The sequence below is a fragment of the Aeromonas sp. s1(2024) genome (assembly GCF_040908005.1).
Lineage (GTDB): Bacteria > Pseudomonadota > Gammaproteobacteria > Enterobacterales > Aeromonadaceae > Aeromonas > Aeromonas caviae.
Window position 1 is genome coordinate 17,996 of sequence record NZ_JBFOCW010000019.1, and the last position, 16,204, is coordinate 34,199.

14 protein-coding genes are annotated in these 16,204 nt (G+C 65.0%); 7 read left to right on the top strand and 7 right to left on the bottom strand.

All coding sequences use genetic code 11. The annotated features are described in order from the left end of the window. Positions 1 to 61: 61 nt before the first annotated feature. The gene (gene metB, locus AB5Y70_RS05115) at positions 62 to 1,240 is read left to right on the top strand and encodes a cystathionine gamma-synthase (protein WP_043152794.1); all 1,179 of its coding nucleotides are present in this window, start codon (positions 62 to 64) and stop codon (positions 1,238 to 1,240) included. After that, the gene (locus AB5Y70_RS05120) at positions 1,240 to 3,693 is read left to right on the top strand and encodes a bifunctional aspartate kinase/homoserine dehydrogenase II (RefSeq protein WP_368175960.1); all 2,454 of its coding nucleotides are present in this window, start codon (positions 1,240 to 1,242) and stop codon (positions 3,691 to 3,693) included. The genes metB and AB5Y70_RS05120 overlap by 1 nt, the downstream gene beginning before the upstream one ends. Positions 3,694 to 3,760: 67 nt before the next feature. On the opposite strand, the gene AB5Y70_RS05125 is transcribed toward AB5Y70_RS05120, so the two are convergent. Both AB5Y70_RS05125 and AB5Y70_RS05130 read right to left on the bottom strand, forming a co-directional pair. Further along, a complete protein-coding gene (locus AB5Y70_RS05125; RefSeq protein ID WP_010675703.1) occupies positions 3,761 to 4,450 on the bottom strand; it encodes an LrgB family protein in 690 nt (229 codons plus the stop codon). After that, the gene (locus AB5Y70_RS05130) at positions 4,443 to 4,844 is read right to left on the bottom strand and encodes a CidA/LrgA family protein (RefSeq protein WP_039040574.1); all 402 of its coding nucleotides are present in this window, start codon (positions 4,842 to 4,844) and stop codon (positions 4,443 to 4,445) included. The genes AB5Y70_RS05125 and AB5Y70_RS05130 overlap by 8 nt, the downstream gene beginning before the upstream one ends. Positions 4,845 to 4,972: 128 nt before the next feature. Here AB5Y70_RS05130 and AB5Y70_RS05135 point away from each other — a divergent pair, with 128 nt between their 5' ends. Then, positions 4,973 to 5,848: a LysR family transcriptional regulator gene (locus AB5Y70_RS05135; protein ID WP_039040573.1), complete on the top strand. Its 876-nt coding sequence runs from the start codon at positions 4,973 to 4,975 to the stop codon at positions 5,846 to 5,848. A gap of 15 nt (positions 5,849 to 5,863) precedes the next feature. On the opposite strand, the gene AB5Y70_RS05140 is transcribed toward AB5Y70_RS05135, so the two are convergent. The 3 genes from AB5Y70_RS05140 to AB5Y70_RS05150 form a co-directional block, all read right to left on the bottom strand. Continuing rightward, positions 5,864 to 6,694 (bottom strand): ABC transporter substrate-binding protein, encoded by an 831-nt coding sequence (locus tag AB5Y70_RS05140; RefSeq protein WP_223933103.1) that lies wholly within the window; start codon positions 6,692 to 6,694, stop codon positions 5,864 to 5,866. Then, complete coding sequence (locus AB5Y70_RS05145; protein ID WP_258057302.1) at positions 6,678 to 7,562, bottom strand: hypothetical protein; 885 nt, start codon at positions 7,560 to 7,562, stop codon at positions 6,678 to 6,680. Before AB5Y70_RS05145 ends, AB5Y70_RS05140 begins: the two co-directional genes overlap by 17 nt. 102 nt (positions 7,563 to 7,664) lie before the next feature. After that, positions 7,665 to 9,092 (bottom strand): PLP-dependent aminotransferase family protein, encoded by a 1,428-nt coding sequence (locus AB5Y70_RS05150; RefSeq protein WP_043152787.1) that lies wholly within the window; start codon positions 9,090 to 9,092, stop codon positions 7,665 to 7,667. A gap of 252 nt (positions 9,093 to 9,344) precedes the next feature. Between AB5Y70_RS05150 and AB5Y70_RS05155 the strand changes: the two genes are divergently transcribed. From AB5Y70_RS05155 to AB5Y70_RS05165, 3 genes are read left to right on the top strand one after another with little or no spacing between them, the layout of a single operon-like run. Then, the gene (locus tag AB5Y70_RS05155; protein ID WP_043152784.1) at positions 9,345 to 9,812 is read left to right on the top strand and encodes an OsmC family protein; all 468 of its coding nucleotides are present in this window, start codon (positions 9,345 to 9,347) and stop codon (positions 9,810 to 9,812) included. Positions 9,813 to 9,830: 18 nt separating this feature from the next. Further along, the gene (locus tag AB5Y70_RS05160; RefSeq protein WP_042878345.1) at positions 9,831 to 10,268 is read left to right on the top strand and encodes a rhodanese-like domain-containing protein; all 438 of its coding nucleotides are present in this window, start codon (positions 9,831 to 9,833) and stop codon (positions 10,266 to 10,268) included. Beyond that, complete coding sequence (locus AB5Y70_RS05165; RefSeq protein WP_223917950.1) at positions 10,258 to 11,025, top strand: GNAT family N-acetyltransferase; 768 nt, start codon at positions 10,258 to 10,260, stop codon at positions 11,023 to 11,025. Before AB5Y70_RS05160 ends, AB5Y70_RS05165 begins: the two co-directional genes overlap by 11 nt. Positions 11,026 to 11,153: 128 nt before the next feature. On the opposite strand, the gene ybaK is transcribed toward AB5Y70_RS05165, so the two are convergent. Beyond that, a complete protein-coding gene (gene ybaK, locus AB5Y70_RS05170; protein WP_043152781.1) occupies positions 11,154 to 11,624 on the bottom strand; it encodes a Cys-tRNA(Pro) deacylase in 471 nt (156 codons plus the stop codon). Positions 11,625 to 11,805: 181 nt separating this feature from the next. Between ybaK and AB5Y70_RS05175 the strand changes: the two genes are divergently transcribed. Then, positions 11,806 to 13,287, top strand: coding sequence for a sensor domain-containing diguanylate cyclase (locus tag AB5Y70_RS05175; protein WP_043152779.1), 1,482 nt, complete (start codon positions 11,806 to 11,808; stop codon positions 13,285 to 13,287). Between the two features lie 166 nt (positions 13,288 to 13,453). Here AB5Y70_RS05175 and ppc read toward each other — a convergent pair whose 3' ends face one another. Next, positions 13,454 to 16,087: a phosphoenolpyruvate carboxylase gene (ppc, locus tag AB5Y70_RS05180; RefSeq protein ID WP_043152777.1), complete on the bottom strand. Its 2,634-nt coding sequence runs from the start codon at positions 16,085 to 16,087 to the stop codon at positions 13,454 to 13,456. Positions 16,088 to 16,204: the final 117 nt, after the last annotated feature.

A 16,204-nucleotide genomic window follows, 5' to 3' on the forward strand; every position in this document is an offset into this window, starting at 1 on the left:
AGAGCGGGGCTGGACGACCCACGAGGCGGACCGGCTCCGGCAACCCATCAAGGAGAGTGACATGACCCACAAGGCCACCCTGGCGGTACGCACCGGGATTGAGACAGATACGCAGCACGGTGCCGTGGTGCCCCCCATCTACCTCTCCAGCAACTACACCTTTGCCGACTTTGGCGAGCCCCGTCAATACGACTATGCCCGCTCCGGCAACCCGACCCGCACCAATCTGGCGGATGCCCTGGCGGCCTTGGAAGGGGGGGCCGGCGCCGTGGTGACCGGCACCGGCATGGGGGCCGTTCACCTGGTGACCACGGCTCTGCTCAAGGCGGGGGATCTGCTGATCGCCCCCCACGACTGCTACGGCGGCACCTGGCGCCTGTTCGAGTATCTGGCGGCCAAGGGCCACTACCAGGTGCAGTTCGTGGATCAGGGAGACGAGGTGGCGCTGGCCGCCGCGCTGGCCCAGAAACCCGCACTGGTGTGGGTGGAGACCCCCTCCAACCCGCTGCTGCGGGTGGTGGACATCGCCGCCATCGCCGAGGCCTCCCACGGGGTGGGGGCCCAGGTGGTGGTGGACAACACCTTCCTCTCCCCCTTGCTGCAACAGCCCCTGTCCCTTGGTGCCGACGTGGTGGTCCACTCCACCACCAAGTACATCAACGGCCACTCCGACGTGGTAGGGGGGGTGGCGATCGCCAAGGATCAGGCTCTGGCCGACTCCCTGGTGTGGTGGGCCAACTGCCTGGGGCTCACCTCCGGTGCCTTTGACTCCTACCTCACCCTGCGGGGCCTGCGCACCCTGGCCCCGCGCCTGCGCACCCATCAGGAGAACACGGATCGCATCCTCGCCTTCTTGCAGCAGCAGCCGCTGGTCAAGCGGATCTATCACCCCAGCCTGCCGAGCCATCCGGGCCACGACATTGCGCGCCGTCAACAGTCCGGCTTTGGCGCCATGCTAAGTTTTGAGCTCGATTGCAACGAGACGGGGCTGCGCGCCTTCCTCGCGGGGCTGCGCCTCTTCTCGGTGGCGGAGTCCCTCGGCGGGGTGGAGAGTCTGGTGGCCCATCCGGCCAGCATGACCCACAGGGCCATGACCCCTGCGGCCCAGCAGGCGGCGGGTATCAGTGCCCAGTTGCTGCGCCTGTCGGTGGGGATCGAACACGGTGAGGATCTGGTGGCCGATCTGGCCCAGGGGTTTGAACAGGCGCAGTTGACACAACAGGCAGAGCAGGTGAAGTAATGGAACAACAACAAGGAGAGTGTGTGGTGGCAACAGAGGCAGTCTTCAAGCGGCGCCATGTACACAAGTTCGGCGGCAGCAGCCTGGCGGATCCGGTCTGTTATCGCCGGGTCGCCAGCATTGTCGAGCAACAGGTGGGGGGCAACGAGCTGGTGGTGGTCTCCGCCGCGGGCAAGACCACCAACCGGCTGATCCAGCTGGTGGAGCTGGCGGAAGCGGGGGATGAGGCCGCAGGCGAAGCCATCACCGCCCTGCACGCCTATCAGCAAAGCCTGATCGACGGCCTGCTGGAAGGGGAGCTTCACCTCGATCTGAGCCAGCAACTGACGGGCGACATGCAGCTGATCGCCAAGACCCTGGAGGGGCAGTTTGACCGCTTCGAGCGCAACGGCCTGCTCGCCTTTGGCGAGGTGTGGTCCGCCCGCTTGCTGGCTGCCCTGCTCACCAGCCGGGGTGAGGTGGCCGCCTGGCTCGATGCTCGCAGCTTCCTGCGCGCAGAAGACGGCGCACTCATCAAGGTGGATACCGCCCTCTCCAGCGAGCTGCTCAAGGCTCGGCTGGCCGAGCACGCCGGTCGCATCGTGGTGACCGGCTTCATTGCCGCCGACATGGAGGGGCGTTCCCTGCTGCTGGGACGCAACGGCTCCGACTACAGTGCCAGCCTCCTGGCGGCGCTGGCGGACGGGGAGTCCACCACCATCTGGAGCGACGTGGCCGGGGTCTACAGTGCCGACCCGCGCAGGGTGAAAGAGGCGCGTCTGCTGGAGCGCCTGAGCCTGGCCGAGGCCAACGAGCTGGCGCGCCTGGGCTCCTCGGTGCTGCATTCGCGTACCCTGCAGCCGGTGGCCGACAGCCGCCAGCGCCTCACCCTGCGCTGCAGCTACAATCCGGACGAAGGCTGCACCCACATCCTGCGCCGTGCGCCCCGCTCCGGCGGTGCCCGCATCGTCTCCTCGGTGGATCAGATAGCCCTCATCGAGCTCAAGGTGTTGCCGCAGACTGACTTTGAGCAGACAGTGGCGGCCATCGAGGCCCATCTGGCCCGCCATCGCCTCCATCCGCTCACCCAGCAGCGCCAGCCGGATCGGCGGGTCCTGCGTCTGGCCTACACCCTGGAGGTGGCACAAGGGGCCTTCGAGGTGCTCCGTGACTTCCAGTTGCAGGGCAACTTTACCGGCCTCATCCAGAAGGAGGGGTTCAGCCTGGTCGCCCTGGTGGGGGCCGGCGTTACCGACAACGCCGAGCAGTGCCACCGCTTCTATCAGCTGCTGGCGGATCAGCCTCTGGAGTTCGTGCAGGTGGCCAAAGACGGCCTGAGCCTGGTGGCCGTGCTGCGCCAGATTGTGCTGGAGCCGCTGCTCATCGCTCTGCACAGTGCCCTGTTCAGCCGCCCGACCCGGGTCGGGCTGGTGGTGTTCGGCAAAGGCAATATCGGCGGTCACTGGCTGGGGCTCTACGCCCGCGAGAAGGCGCGCCTCGAGCATGAGCTCAATCTGGCGCTCACCCTCTACGGAGTCTTCGACTCCAAGGGCGGGCTGCTGGACGAAGAGGGGCTGGATCCCCTCAAGGTACAGGACAACTTCAATCCCAAGCCGCTTATCTGGCCGGAGCTGCTCTCCCAGCTGGAGCAGCACAGTTTTGACTCCCTGATCGCGCTCGACATGACCGCCAGCGAGACGGTGAGCCGCTACTACCCGGACTTTGCCCAGCTCGGCATCCACATCATCGCCGCCAACAAGTTTGCCGGTGCCGCCGACAGCGAGTTTTACCAGCGCATCAAGCAGACCTGCCGCGACCATCAGGTGCAGTGGCGCTACAACGCCACCGTGGGGGCCGGGCTGCCCATCCAGTCCAGCATCCAGATGCTGCGCCAGAGCGGTGACCGCATCCAGGGGGTCTCCGGCATCTTCTCCGGCACCCTCTCCTGGCTGTTCCAGCAGTATGACGGCACTCGCCCCTTCTCCGAACTGGTGGACGAGGCGTGGCAACACGGCCTGACCGAGCCGGATCCCCGGGAGGATCTCTCCGGTCAGGATGTGCGCCGCAAGCTGCTCATCCTGGCGCGGGAGGCGGGCTTCGAGCTCGACTCCGCCGATATCGAGCTGGAGAATCTGGTGCCTGTCACGCTGCGCAAGGTGACCGCCGATCAGTTCATGGACAGGCTCAAGGAGCTGGATGACCCTATCCAGACCGCCTTCGAGGGGGCGCGCCGGGTCGGCAAGGTGCTGCGTTATGTCGCCCGCTTCGAGCACGACGGCAAGGCCCGCGTCGGGCTGGAGGCGCTGGAGCCCCATCACCCGTTTGCCAACCTCTTGCCCTGCGACAACGTGTTCGCCATCGAGAGCGACAGCTATCGCACCAACCCCCTGGTGATCCAGGGGCCGGGAGCGGGCCGGGAAGTGACGGCCGCCGCCATCCAGTACGATCTCTGGCAGATCTGCGCCAGCCTCTGAGGCTGCGTGACACGATGCAATGAGAAGAGGCGCCCCAGGGCGCCTCTTCTGTTATCGGGTAGCGGAGTTACCAGAACAGCCGGCCCAGGAGGGGGGCGAGCAGCACGGTGGCCATGCCGGCGATCATCATCACCATGCTGGAGACCACCCCCTCCTCGTTGCCCATCTGATAGGCCCTGGCTGTCCCGGCCCCGTGGGCCGAGGCACCAAAGCCCGCGCCCTTGCCAAGGCGGCTGCGGATGGCGAGCACGGTGAGCACGCTTTCTCCCACCGCCATGCCGATGACGCCGGTCAGCACCACGAACAGGGCGGTGAGATCGGCGTTGCCACCCACGGAACGGGTCGCCTCCACCGCGAAGGGGGTGGTGATGGATCTCATGGCCATGCTGCGTTGCAACAGCTCGGAGAGGTTGAGCCAGCGGGCCAGCAGCACTGTGCTGCCCACCGCCATCACCACGGACGCCACGACCCCGACCGAGAGGGAAAGCCAGTGGCGGCGCATCAGCTGGCGATTCTCGTAGACGGGCACCGCGAAGGCGACGGTGGCAGGGCCCAGCAGCCAGAGCAGCCAGTGGGATTCGGCCATGTAGTCCCGGTAGGGAATGTGGAACAACATCACCACGGCCACCAGCAGGGTGGGGGCCAGCAGCAGCGGCATCAGGGGCAGGATGCGCTTTTTGCCATAGAGCCACTTGCTGGCGTAGTAGAAGAGCAGGGTCAGGGCGAAGCAGAGCAGGCCGAGCAGGGTGTCAGACATGGCGGCGACTCCGGCGGGCCAGCTTCAGCTCGAGGCGATAGACCCTGTCCACCACCAGCGCCGTGGTGCCGAGCACCAGCACGGTGCTGACGATGAGGACCACCATGATGCGCCACCCCTCCTGCAGCAGCAGCTCCTGATAGTTGACCACGGCCACTACGGCAGGGACGAAGAAGAGCAGCATCTCCGCCAGCAGCCAGCGGGCCCCGGCACTGAACCACTGGGCCTTGACCACCCCGAGCAGGATGCAGACCAGCAGCAGCAACATGCCGGTGAGGTTGGCGGGCAGGGGCAGGTGCAAGGTGCGCACTGCGATGTCGGCCAGCAACCAGATGGCCGCCAGCAGGGCGATTTGGAAGGGGGTTTGCAACCAGCGAAGGCAGAGGGTTTTCATGGCAAGCGTCTTTCTGTGAACCTGCTCACAGTATAGAGAGGGACCAAACCTGCAAAAAATGAATTTAAATTATCAAAATCATGCCAAAGAGGCATGATTTAGCCAGCCATCCCCGTCAAGAGAGCACCATGGATATTCGAGCCCTGCGTTACTTCGTCGAGCTGGTGCGGGAGCAGAGCTTCACCCGCGCCTCCGAGAAGCTGTTCGTCACCCAGCCCACCATCAGCAAAATGATCCGCAACATGGAAGAGGAGCTAGGCCAGCCCCTGCTGAGCCGGGTCGGTCGCCGCTTCACCCTGACCGACAGCGGCCAGGTGCTGTTCAATCGGGCCCAGACCATCCTGGCGGAGATGCAGCAGCTGGAGGCGGAGCTGGCGGATCTGCAGAGCCTGCAATCCGGGCGTCTTGCCCTCGGCATCCCGCCCATGGTGGGCCATGTCTATGCGGATCTCATTCGTACCTATCGCAGCCGCTACCCCGGTGTGGAGCTCTCCATCGTCGAATATGGCGGGCGGCGCATCGAGCAGGCGGTGCTGGCGGGGGAGCTGGATCTCGCCATCACCATGCTGCCGACCAGGGAAGAGGGGGCCCTCTGCGCCCTGGATCTGGACAGTTACCCCATCCGGGTGGTGCTACCGGACCTGCCCCGCTGGCGCGAGGGGGGCGAGATCCGGCTGGAGGCTCTGCGGGACGAACCCTTCCTGCTCTATACCCAGGCCTTCACCCTGAGCGAGCGGCTGGAGCAGGCCTGCGAGCAAGCCGGGTTCGTGCCTCAGGTGGCGGCCCGCAGCAGCCAGTGGGACTTTCTCACCGCCATGGTGCGAAGCGGCATGGGGGTCGCCTTCCTGCCGGAGCCCATCTGCCGGCGGCTGACGCCGGATGGGCTGGTGTTGCGCCCTCTGGCCCCGGCGCTGAGCTGGCGGCTCGGGGTGATCTGGCCAGGGGATCGCTACCTCTCCCGCACCGCCGAGGCCTGGCTTGCCCTGTGCCGCGAGCAGGGCTGAGGAGCGGGTCTGGGGTTAGGGGGTCCCCGGTGACGCCATGCCTGTGACGAAGCGGGCATAGGCTGCGGAGTGTCGCACCTCCTCAATCTCGTCCCACACCTGTTGGCTGAGATCGGGGTGGGCTTGATGGAAGGGGTGGGAGAAGATGAGGTAGTAGGGCTTTTCGACCAGGGGAGGGGTGATCCGCTCGAGTGTGGCCTGCAACTGCGGGTGGGCGGCCAGGGTCCGTTCTGCGACCCCGGTTTGCAGGGCGGCAGCAACGGCGCGCTGCATCGCGACCTTCTTGAGCAGGATCAGTGGCTCCCTGCTGGAGTCATCCACCCTGACACCGCTCTCCTGCAACTGGGCGACGATGGAGAAACCGGACTGCGCCGCAATGACGCCATGGGCGACGAGCTGCCGGCCATCCCAGCGAACCTGTCCGCCTTTTGGCTGGTAGAGGCTGTAGCTCTCGGTGAGCAGGCGCTTGGCGGGATCAGGTGCCCCGTGTCGCATGGGGTAGACCCCTATGGTGCGAGCACGCTCTTCGCTGTAGCTCAGCTTGACGGCGGCATCGAGCTGGCCCTGGCTGACGAGGGAGAGGCAGCGTTTCCAGGGAAGGGGGGTGAGAATGATGGGATGCCCGATCCGGTTTGCCACCTCCTTGAGGTGGAACTGCACTATCCCCTCGCCGGACATCAGCAACCAGGGAGGCGAATCACTGTTCTCCATGCAGGCACGAATGCTGCCGGGAGCGGCCATGACGCAGGTCGGCAGCAACCAGAGCAGCAGCGCCAGGCAGAGAGTGCGCAAGGGGAGCCTGCCTGACAGGGGAGAACCGGCGAGCCAGTCAGGGAGCGATGCCAAAGTCATCCCTCATCGGGTCATAGAGATAGGCGCGGTAGTCGGTGCTCTCGTCGGGCAACTGCGGGTTGGTCAGCCGGAAGATCTGGCGTGAATCGAGTCGGGCAAAGACCAGGGAAGGCTGGAAATGTTGGCGCCAGAGGCGCTGCAGGGAGCCATCTTTCCAGGCCAGTTGCAGGCCGCGCAAAAGGCGCTCGCGCTCCTTGCTGTAGGTGGCGTGGCTGTAGAGGGAGTGGATGAGCGGATAGAAGAGGGCGACATGGCTATCCACGGTCAGCCCCGGCAGGCCGGGTCTGTGGTTTTTCCACTCGCTCAATATCTCGTTGGCACCACGGCAGAAGAGATCGATCCGGCCACGGGCCACCAGGCGAAACAGTGACTCATAGTTATCCACCTCCTGCACTCTGAAGCCGTTGTAGCGCAGGATGTCGGCATCCCGCCAGCCTGTGCCCACCCCTTGCGTGAACTGCTGCAACTGGGACAGGGTGTGAACCCCGGCCAGGGCCTGGGCACGGGCGCTGCCGACAAAACAGACCCGGTAGCCGAGCACGCCCAGATCGATGGGGAAGGGGACCAGGGTGACGCCGGGTTGAGGGATCTCCTGGGGCCAGCTGTCGACGATGAAGAGGGCATTCTTGCCCGGCGTTTGCACTTCGAGCCGCATCCTCGCCTTGTTCATCCTGATGGCGTCGAGCAGTTCATAGTCGCCGTAATCGGGCCGTGTTTTCTCCAGCGCCAGCCTCATCGCCGCCCGGTAATAATTCATGCGGACATCCTGTTGGGTTTCCCCGGTGATCAGGGTGAAGCGGGTGGCCGCCATCGTGAGGGACGGGAGGGAGAGGGCGAGCAAAAGGAGCAGGATTCGATGCATCTTGACCGGGTTCGGCAACGGGATTGTGCCCAGTATAGACGGGCCATTCCCGTCGACACAGCGCTATCAGGCTCTGGCAGATCTGACCTCTTGAGAAGGGGGTCATGCGGATTTCATCAAGAGACCCAGGCGACGACAGAGTTGGCGCAGCGTCTGGTTGTCGAGGCAGCCAAAGCCGAGCAGCCACCCTTCCAGCGTCGGCGGGCCCAGGTAGAACTGGCCCAGATGGCGCAGCCCCAGCCCGCAGGCGTTGGCGGCATCGGTCCAGCGCGCCTCGCCACCGGGGGGCAGCAGCACGGCGCACTGCAGGCCGGCGCCGCTGTGGATGGGAGTGAGCACCGGGCAGTGCTCGGCCAGTTCCGCCAGCAGCAGATCCCGTCTGCTCTGGTAGAGGAGGCGGCTCTGGCGCAGGTGGGTGGCGAAGTGCCCGCCCCGGATGAAGTCTGCCGTGACCGCTTGCTGCAACTGGTTGCTGTGGCCGTCGACGGCGGCCCGGGCGCGGCAGAAGGAGTCCATCAGCGGCCTGGGCAGCACCAGGTAGGCGAGGCGCAGCGAGCCGAACAGCACCTTGCTGAAGGTGCCCACATAGATCACCCGCCCCTGGCCGTCGAGTCCCTGCAGGGCGGGCAGGGGACGCTGATCATACTGGTACTCCCCGTCGTAATCGTCCTCCAGGATCCAGGCGCCGTGACGCTCTGCCTCGGCCAGCAGCGCCATGCGGCGGGGCAGGCTCATGGGGACGCCAAGGGGGTACTGGTGTGCCGGGGTGCAATAGATGAGGCGCGGCGCAGGATGATCCCCATGAGGGTTGAGTCCCTCTTCATCCACCGGCACCGGATGCACCCGGGCACCGGCGCTCTCCATGGCGGTGCGAGCCCCGGGATAACCGGGGTCTTCCACCCAGACGGTGTCACCGGCATCGATGAGCAACTGGGTCGCCAGCAGGATCCCCTGCTGGGAGCTGGTGAGGATCAGGATCTGATCCGGCTCGCACACCACGCCGCGTGACTGCACCAGATAGCTGCTGATGGCGGCGCGAAGTTCCCCAAGCCCCTGGGGATCCCCGTAGTTCATCCAGTCGCTGGCGCGCTGGCGCCACTGTTGCTGCATCAGCCGACCCCAGAGTGCCTGGGGGAAGAGACGGGGATCCGGCTGGCTGGAAGCAAAGGTGGTGCCCACCTCGGGCACGTCGTGACAGGCGCCACCCAGGGCCATCTCCTGGCCGCGGCGGGAGAGGCCAGCCGCTGACTGGGGCGGGCGCGGCGCGGGGCGCACCGCCGCCAGGGCGACAAAGCTGCCGGCGCCCACCTTGCGCACCAGATACCCCTCCGCCTCGAGCCGGCCATAGGCCAGTTCCACCGTGCTGCGGGAGATCCCGAGATCCCGGGCCAGGAGACGGCTGGCGGGCAGGCGGCTGTGCAGGGGCAGGTGGCCCGCCAGGATGGCCTCGCGCAGGGTACGCACCAGTTGTTCGTGCAGGGGCAGATCCCCTTGCTGCTGGCTGGCGAAGAGCGTTGGCAGAACGGTCATGATGCGCTCCCGTTGGCGGGGGGGTTGCGCCTCTTTCGAGGCAGGGATCCTGCCCGCAGGGCATGGCGCGGCTGTGGGGCTGGCGACCGACGGGCAGAGCGGGTGGGGTGGATGGTCATGGTGGCGGCCCGATGAAATTGGTCTGCCCATATTGGCAAAATTGGTCGGCGTGGCAAGGCCATTTTGTCGCTACATTGGTGGTCACAGGGTGGCGCCAGCAGGCGGCACGGATTGGCAACACAAGGAGTCTGCATGTCGGAATACAGTGCCACCATCAGTTGGCAGCGGGGGGAGCATGAGCCCTTCGTCGATCAGCGTTACAGCCGGGCCCATGAGTGGGCGTTTGATGGCGGGGTCAGGGTGCCGGCCTCCTCCTCTCCCCATGTGGTGCCGCTGCCTTACTCGGTGGCGGAACATGTGGACCCGGAAGAGGCGCTTGTGGCGGCCCTGTCCAGTTGCCACATGCTCACCTTCCTCTGGCTGGCGGCGAAGGCGGGCTATCGGGTAGAGAGCTACCGGGACGAAGCGGTCGGCATCATGGCGAAAAACGGGCAAGGTCGCCTCGCCATGACCCGGGTCACCCTGCGTCCCAGGGTGATCTTCGGGGGAGAGCAGGAGCCCGCCCTGGCGGATCTGGAGCAGTTGCACCACCAGGCCCATGAGGAGTGCTTCATCGCCAACTCGGTCACCACCGTCGTCACCACAGAGATCGTCATCTAGTCATCAGGAGCGTTCAGGATGAGTCATGTATTGAGCACAGGGGTGGCAGGGGCCGCCGAAGCCAGCGCCTTTTTCGAGGCCCAGCTGAAGTTTCGTACCGATCCGGCGGATCTGGCCGCCGATCTGCTGGCCGGGGCGGCGGGGATCGTGGTCATCGATACCCGCTCCCCCGCACACTATGCCGAGGGGCACATTCCCGGCGCCATCTCCTTCCCCCACAGGACCATGACGGCGTCGACCACGGCGGTACTGGACCGGAACCTGGTGTATGTCTGCTATTGCGACGGCATCGGCTGCAACGGTTCGACCCAGGGGGCCTACAAGCTGGCGTCCCTCGGGTTTGAGGTCAAGGAGTTGATAGGGGGTCTGCACTGGTGGCGTCAGGACGGTTTCGCCGTCGCCACGGGCAGCGAGCCCGGAGTACTGCTGGAAGGGGGAATTGCCTGTGCCTGTTGAACGTTGCAATGAGGGGGGCGACGCCTCCCTGTCCGGCGCCGCCCTTTTCAACGACTTTGGGCAGCCTCTGGGGCGTGCACTGCCAGAATGGCGCGGCGCCGAGTTCCCTCCCCACCGCGCCCTGCATGGCTGGGGCTGTCGTCTCGAGCCCCTTGATCCCGAGCGCCACCTGGGGGATCTGTGGCAGGCATTCAGTGCCGACAGCGGGGCCATGTGGACTTACCTGACCAGCGGCCCTTTCGCGGACGAGGCCGCCATGGGGGTTTGGCTGCGGGAGGTCGCCACCAAGCGGGATCCCCAGTTCTACGCCATCGTGGACGAGGCGAGCGGCAAGGCGCTGGGACTGGCGAGCTACCTGCGCATCGACCCCCTGGCGGGCAGCATAGAGGTGGGCTGGCTTCACTTCTCCCCCGCCATGCAGCAGTCACGGCTGGCGACGGCGGCCATGGTGTTGATGATGGCCAATGCCTTTGCTCTGGGATACCGTCGCTACGAGTGGAAGTGCAATGCCCTGAACCTGCCTTCGCGCCAGGCGGCCCTGCGCCTGGGCTTTCACTATGAGGGGACCTTCCGTCAGGCGCGGGTGGACAAGAGACACAACCGGGATACGGCCTGGTTCTCCGTCATCGACAGCGAGTGGCCCGCCCTGAAAGGGTGCTTCGAGCGCTGGCTGGAGGACGGCAATTTCGACCATGCCGGGCGTCAGCGTCGCCGACTCTCCGAACTGACCGCCGCCTGCCGCTCTGCGGCGTGTTGAGGGCGACAGATCACCCGCGGGGACGGGGCGGTTTCCGGTGCCGGGGCTTTGGGTATCCTTCGCACACAAGGCGCCAGATCCGACATCCAGACGCAAGAGGCGCCAGTCATGGCGCCTCTTTTGTTTGTTCAGTCGTGATGATCGCCGATGGGGGCCGCAATCCAGTTCATCAGCCGGACCATGTCCCCGGGGGCCACGCCGACCGAGAGCCCCCGCTTGCCACCGCTCACCAGGATCTCGTCGAAGGCCATGGCAGAGTCGTCCAGCACGGTGGGCAGCAGCTTCTTCTGGGCCAGGGGACTGATGCCGCCCACCTTGTAGCCGGTCAGCTTTTCGGCTTCCGCCGGCTTCATCATCTCCACCTTCTTGAGCCCGGTTGCCTTGGCGAGCTGCTTGAGGCTGCACATGCCCGAGGAGGGCACGATGGCCACCACCGCCTGCTTGTCGTGATGGGCGAGCAGGGTCTTGAACACCTGCGCCTGGGGCAGACCCAACTGGGTGGCGGCATGCTTGCCGAAGTCGTCGTGGGCTTCACACTCGTAGGGGTAGAGCCTGTGGGGGATCTTGAGCTTTTTCAGCAAGTTGATGGCGGGTGTCATGGGGTCTCCTCGAACCGTGGCAAGGCCAGACAGTCTGCGCCCGGGAGCCGGATGTGGCAAGAACCAGTCTTCACACCCAATCGGGGCCTGTGTTAGCGTAACCGGGTGCCGGATCCTATGATTTGGGCACTTGTCCCCGCATTCCAATGCAATGCGCCGGCGATCGAAAGGAATCGTAGCCATGAATACCACAGCACTTTGCGCTCGCGATATCGACGCGGTGGATCGATATGAGACCCTCGCCAGGCTGACCGCCCTTGATCGGGCCTATGGCATGGTCGAGTTCGATCTCGATGGTCGCATGGTCTCGGTCAATCCCCTGTTTTGCGACATGCTGGGTTATCCCCCCGAAGCGCTGGTGGGCCAGTCCCATCTCATGCTCTTGCCGCCGGATCTGCAGGCCGAGCATGATCTCTTCTGGCAGAGAGTATTGGGTGGCGAGATCCAGTCGGGGGAGTTTCGCCGGGTCAGGCAAGGTGGCAACCCCCTCTGGCTCCATGCCACCTACATGCCCGTGACCGACGAGGCAGGCATCCTGCTGGGGGTGGTCAAGCTGGCGCACGACATTACCTCGGCTGTGATGGCCAAGCAGCGGGTCGAGCAGCAGAGCCAGCTGTTTGACATCGTGGTGGCCGCTCACCAGAGTTTTCTGCTCGATCGCAATCTCGGCTCCGCCTGCGACACCGTCTTCGAGCGGCTGCTGAGCGTGAGCGAAAGCTCCTATGGTTTCATCGGCATCATCCAGTACGAGGATGGTTGTCCCAGTCTCTATGTCCCCTCCATCTCCAATGTCTCCTGGGACGAGGCGACCCATGCCTGGTATGAGCAGCAGCGCCAGAGCCGGGGCGGGCTCATCTTCAGCAAGCTCGACAACCTGTTTGGGCACGTGGTGACCCACAATACCCTGGTGTGCTGCAACGATCTGCCGAGCCATCCAGCCAGTCGCGGTGTCTCCCCCCGTGGTCATCCGCACCTGGAGAGCTTCCTCGGCATTCCCATCCGCCACAAGGGAGAGGCGATCGGCATGATCGCCCTGGCCAACCGCCCGGGTGGTTTTGACGAGACCCATGTCAGCCTGCTCGAGCCCCTCACCACGGCCCTTGGCACCCTTATCCACGCCCGCAACCTGGAGGACGAACGCAGCCGCATGGAGCGGGTGCTGCGCTTCAACGCCGAGCACGATTTCTTGACCAAGCTGCCCAACCGCAGCAGCTTTTTCCAGCAGGCAAACGTGTTGCTGGATCACGTCCAGCACCATCCCGCCGAAGGGGAGGCCTGCTGCCTGGCCTTGATAGATATCGACTTCTTCAAGCAAATCAATGATGTATATGGACACCTTGCCGGAGATGCCGTGTTGGCGTCGCTGGCGGGGCTCCTGATGCAGGCGGTACGCAGTAAGGATCTGGTGGCGCGATTTGGCGGGGAGGAGTTCATCCTGCTGCTGCGGGGCACGACCCTGGAGGAGGCCCACATCATCATGGAGCGCATCCGGCGCCAGGTGGAGCAGCACACCTTCCTGTACCAGCACCAGGCGATCACCGTCACCATCAGCGTGGGGCTCACGCCCTATCAGATGAGTTACAGGCGTATGGATGACTGGCTTCAGTGCGTGGATCAGCGACTTTACGAGGCAAAACGTCGTGGTCGCAACCAGGTCTCCTGATGAGAGGCCATATCGCGAAATAAAACAGGGCGCCATCATGGCGCCCTGTTTGTTGTGGATGTTTTTTTCCCTTAGAGGGGGCTGTGCTGGCGGCAATATCGGGATCCCCGTGCCCGGCAGAGACGAAAAAGGGCGCCGGGGCGCCCTTGTTTGCAACGGTCCGGGATCAGCCGGTGTTGCGCATGCCGGCGGCGATGCCGGCGATGGTGACCATCAGCGCCTGATCCAGCTCGGGGTGCAGGGTCTCCGGGTGGTTGCGGGAGCGATTGAGCAGCTCGGCCTGCAGCACGTTGAGCGGGTCTGTGTAGGGGTTGCGCAGCTTGATGGACTCCTTGATCCAGGGCTGATCGTCCAGCAGGTCGCCCTGCGGGCGCAGTTTCAGCACCACTTCGATGGAGTCGGCAAGCTCCTGACGCAGCTGCGTGCCGAGTGCCCACAGGTTCTCCGGCACCAGGCGGGTGTCATAGTATTCCGCCAGCCAGAGGTCGGCCTTGAGGAACACCATCTCCAGCATTTCGAGACGGGTGCGGAAGAAGGGCCACTGGCGGCTCATCTCGTCCAGCACGCTCTTCTGGCCGTCGTCGATGGCCTGTTGCAATCCCTTGTGGGCGCCGAGCCAGGCCGGCAGCATCAGCCGGTTCTGGGTCCAGGCGAAGATCCAGGGGATGGCGCGCAGGCTCTCGACACCGCCGTTGGGCTTGCGCTTGGCGGGGCGGGAGCCAAGCGGCAGCTTGCCGAGCTCCATCTCCGGGGTGGCGGCACGGAAGTAGGGCACGAAGTCCGGGTGACCGCGCACGATACTGCGGTAGTGATCGCAGGAGACAGATGCCAGCTGCTCCATCACGGCGCGCCAGCTCTCTTTCGGCTTGGGTGGCGGCAGCAGGTTCCCCTCCAGCACGGCGCTGGTGTAGAGGTTCAGGCTCTGGATGGCCACCTTCGGCAGGCCGAACTTGAAGCGGATCATCTCCCCCTGTTCGGTGACCCGCAGGCCGCCGCGCAGGGATCCCGGGGGTTGCGACAGGATCGCCTGATGGGCGGGGGCGCCGCCACGGCCGACGGTACCGCCGCGGCCATGGAACAGGGTGAGGCGGATGTTGTTGGCTTCAGCCAGCGCCACCAGGGATTCCATGGCGGCGTACTGGGCCCAGCCAGCGGCCATCATGCCCGCATCCTTGGCGGAGTCGGAGTAGCCGATCATCACGTACTGACGGCCCTGGATGTAACCGCGATACCAGTCCACCGACAGCAGGCGTTCCATCACGGCGGTGCCCGCCATCAGGTCTTCCTGGGTCTCGAACAGCGGGGCAACCGGCATGCGGAACTTGCAGCCGGCTTCCTTCAGCAACAGCTGGACCGCCAAGACATCGGACGGGGCACCGGCCATGGAGATGATGTAGATGCCGAACGCATCGGGGTCGTGCTGGGCGATGACGCGACAGGTGTCGATGGTCTCGCGGGTCTCGGCACTGGGATCCCAGTCGCTCGGGATGAGGGGGCGGCGGGAGTTCAGCTCGCGCAGCAGGAAGGCCTGCTTGTCCTCTTCGCTCCACTCGGCGTAGTCGCCCACACCCAGGTAGCGGGTCAGCTCGGAGAAGACCTGACCGTGACGCTCGCCATCCTGACGGATGTCCAGCTTGACCAGGTGGATGCCGAAGCAGGCCAGCTTGCGCAGCACGTCCAGCAGCATGCCGTCGGCGATATTGCCCATGCCGCAGGCATGCAGGGAGTGGTAGCAGAGCTCCAGGGGCTCGCGCAGCTGGGCGGTGCTCTTGACCAGATCCCGGCTCTCGCTCGCCTGGCCCTGTACCTTGGCAGTCAGGTACTCCTGGGTCTCGCGCAGTTGCTCGCGCAGCTCACGCACCAGGGCGCGATAGGGCTCGGGATTGTCGCCGACCCTGGCACGCACGGCGTCGGTGCAATCGGCCATGGAGAGCTCGGAGGTGAGCTCCTTGATGTCCTTGTAGAACAGGCTCACCGCCATCCAGCGGCCCAGTTCCAGCACTTCGGCGGTCACCTTGGCGGTGACGAAGGGGTTGCCGTCGCGGTCACCGCCCATCCAGGAGGTGAACTTGACCGGCGCGGCGTCCAGCGGCAGCCGCACACCGAGATGGTGTTGCAGGCGCTCGTCCAGATTGCGCATGAATTCGGGGATAGCCGGCCACAGGCTGTTTTCTACCACGGCGAAGCCCCACTTGGCTTCGTCCACCGGGGTCGGGCGCTGTTCGCGGATCTCGTTGGTGTGCCAGGCCTGGTTGACCAGTTGCTCGATGCGACTCTGGATCTTGTCCCGCTCGCGGGGCAGCAGATCGGAGAGTTCCAGGGCCTCGAGGCAGTCGTTGAGCTGCACGTGCTTGTGGATCAGGGTTCGACGGGTCACCTCGGTGGGGTGAGCGGTCAGCACCAGATCGATGTCCAGCTCGCGCACGGCCTGGATGATGGCCTCCTGGGACAGGTTGGAGGCTTTCAGCTTGTCGAACATCTGCTCCAGCGGGTCCGGGGTGCAGACCTGCTCTTCGCAGCGACGGGAGATGGTGTGGAACTGCTCCGCCACGTTCGCCAGGTTGAGGAACTGGCTGAAGGCACGGGCCACGGGCAGCAGTTCGTCATCGGAGAGGGTACGCAGGGTGTCGAGCAGGCGCTCTCTGTCTGCCTCGTTTCCCTTGCGGGAAGACTTGGCCAGTTGGCGAATGGTCTCAATCTTGTCGAGGAAGGCCTGCCCCTGATGATCCTTGATGGATTTACCCAGCAGTTGGCCCAACATGCCTACGTTGGCCCGTAGTGCGGCGTACTTTTCGTTCATTCCACATCCTTATTTTGTTGGTGCCTCCTGACCTTCCAGGCGGGAGGCGACCTCACTTATTGTTGTGCGATTACAACATATGCTCCGTCATCTTAGGGGGACAATCTACCCAGATTG

Bases quoted from the DNA above. Each gene is read 5' to 3' on its own strand.
- AB5Y70_RS05125 (WP_010675703.1), bottom strand. From the start codon at position 4,450: ATGTCTGACACCCTGCTCGGCCTGCTCTGCTTCGCCCTGACCCTGCTC.
- ybaK (WP_043152781.1), bottom strand. From the start codon at position 11,624: ATGACACCCGCCATCAACTTGCTGAAAAAGCTCAAGATCCCCCACAGG.
- AB5Y70_RS05135 (WP_039040573.1), top strand. From the start codon at position 4,973: ATGGATATTCGAGCCCTGCGTTACTTCGTCGAGCTGGTGCGGGAGCAG.
- metB (WP_043152794.1), top strand. From the start codon at position 62: ATGACCCACAAGGCCACCCTGGCGGTACGCACCGGGATTGAGACAGAT.
- AB5Y70_RS05160 (WP_042878345.1), top strand. From the start codon at position 9,831: ATGAGTCATGTATTGAGCACAGGGGTGGCAGGGGCCGCCGAAGCCAGC.
- AB5Y70_RS05155 (WP_043152784.1), top strand. From the start codon at position 9,345: ATGTCGGAATACAGTGCCACCATCAGTTGGCAGCGGGGGGAGCATGAG.
- ppc (WP_043152777.1), bottom strand. From the start codon at position 16,087: ATGAACGAAAAGTACGCCGCACTACGGGCCAACGTAGGCATGTTGGGC.
- AB5Y70_RS05145 (WP_258057302.1), bottom strand. From the start codon at position 7,562: ATGCATCGAATCCTGCTCCTTTTGCTCGCCCTCTCCCTCCCGTCCCTC.
- AB5Y70_RS05130 (WP_039040574.1), bottom strand. From the start codon at position 4,844: ATGAAAACCCTCTGCCTTCGCTGGTTGCAAACCCCCTTCCAAATCGCC.
- AB5Y70_RS05120 (WP_368175960.1), top strand. From the start codon at position 1,240: ATGGAACAACAACAAGGAGAGTGTGTGGTGGCAACAGAGGCAGTCTTC.
- AB5Y70_RS05150 (WP_043152787.1), bottom strand. From the start codon at position 9,092: ATGACCGTTCTGCCAACGCTCTTCGCCAGCCAGCAGCAAGGGGATCTG.
- AB5Y70_RS05175 (WP_043152779.1), top strand. From the start codon at position 11,806: ATGAATACCACAGCACTTTGCGCTCGCGATATCGACGCGGTGGATCGA.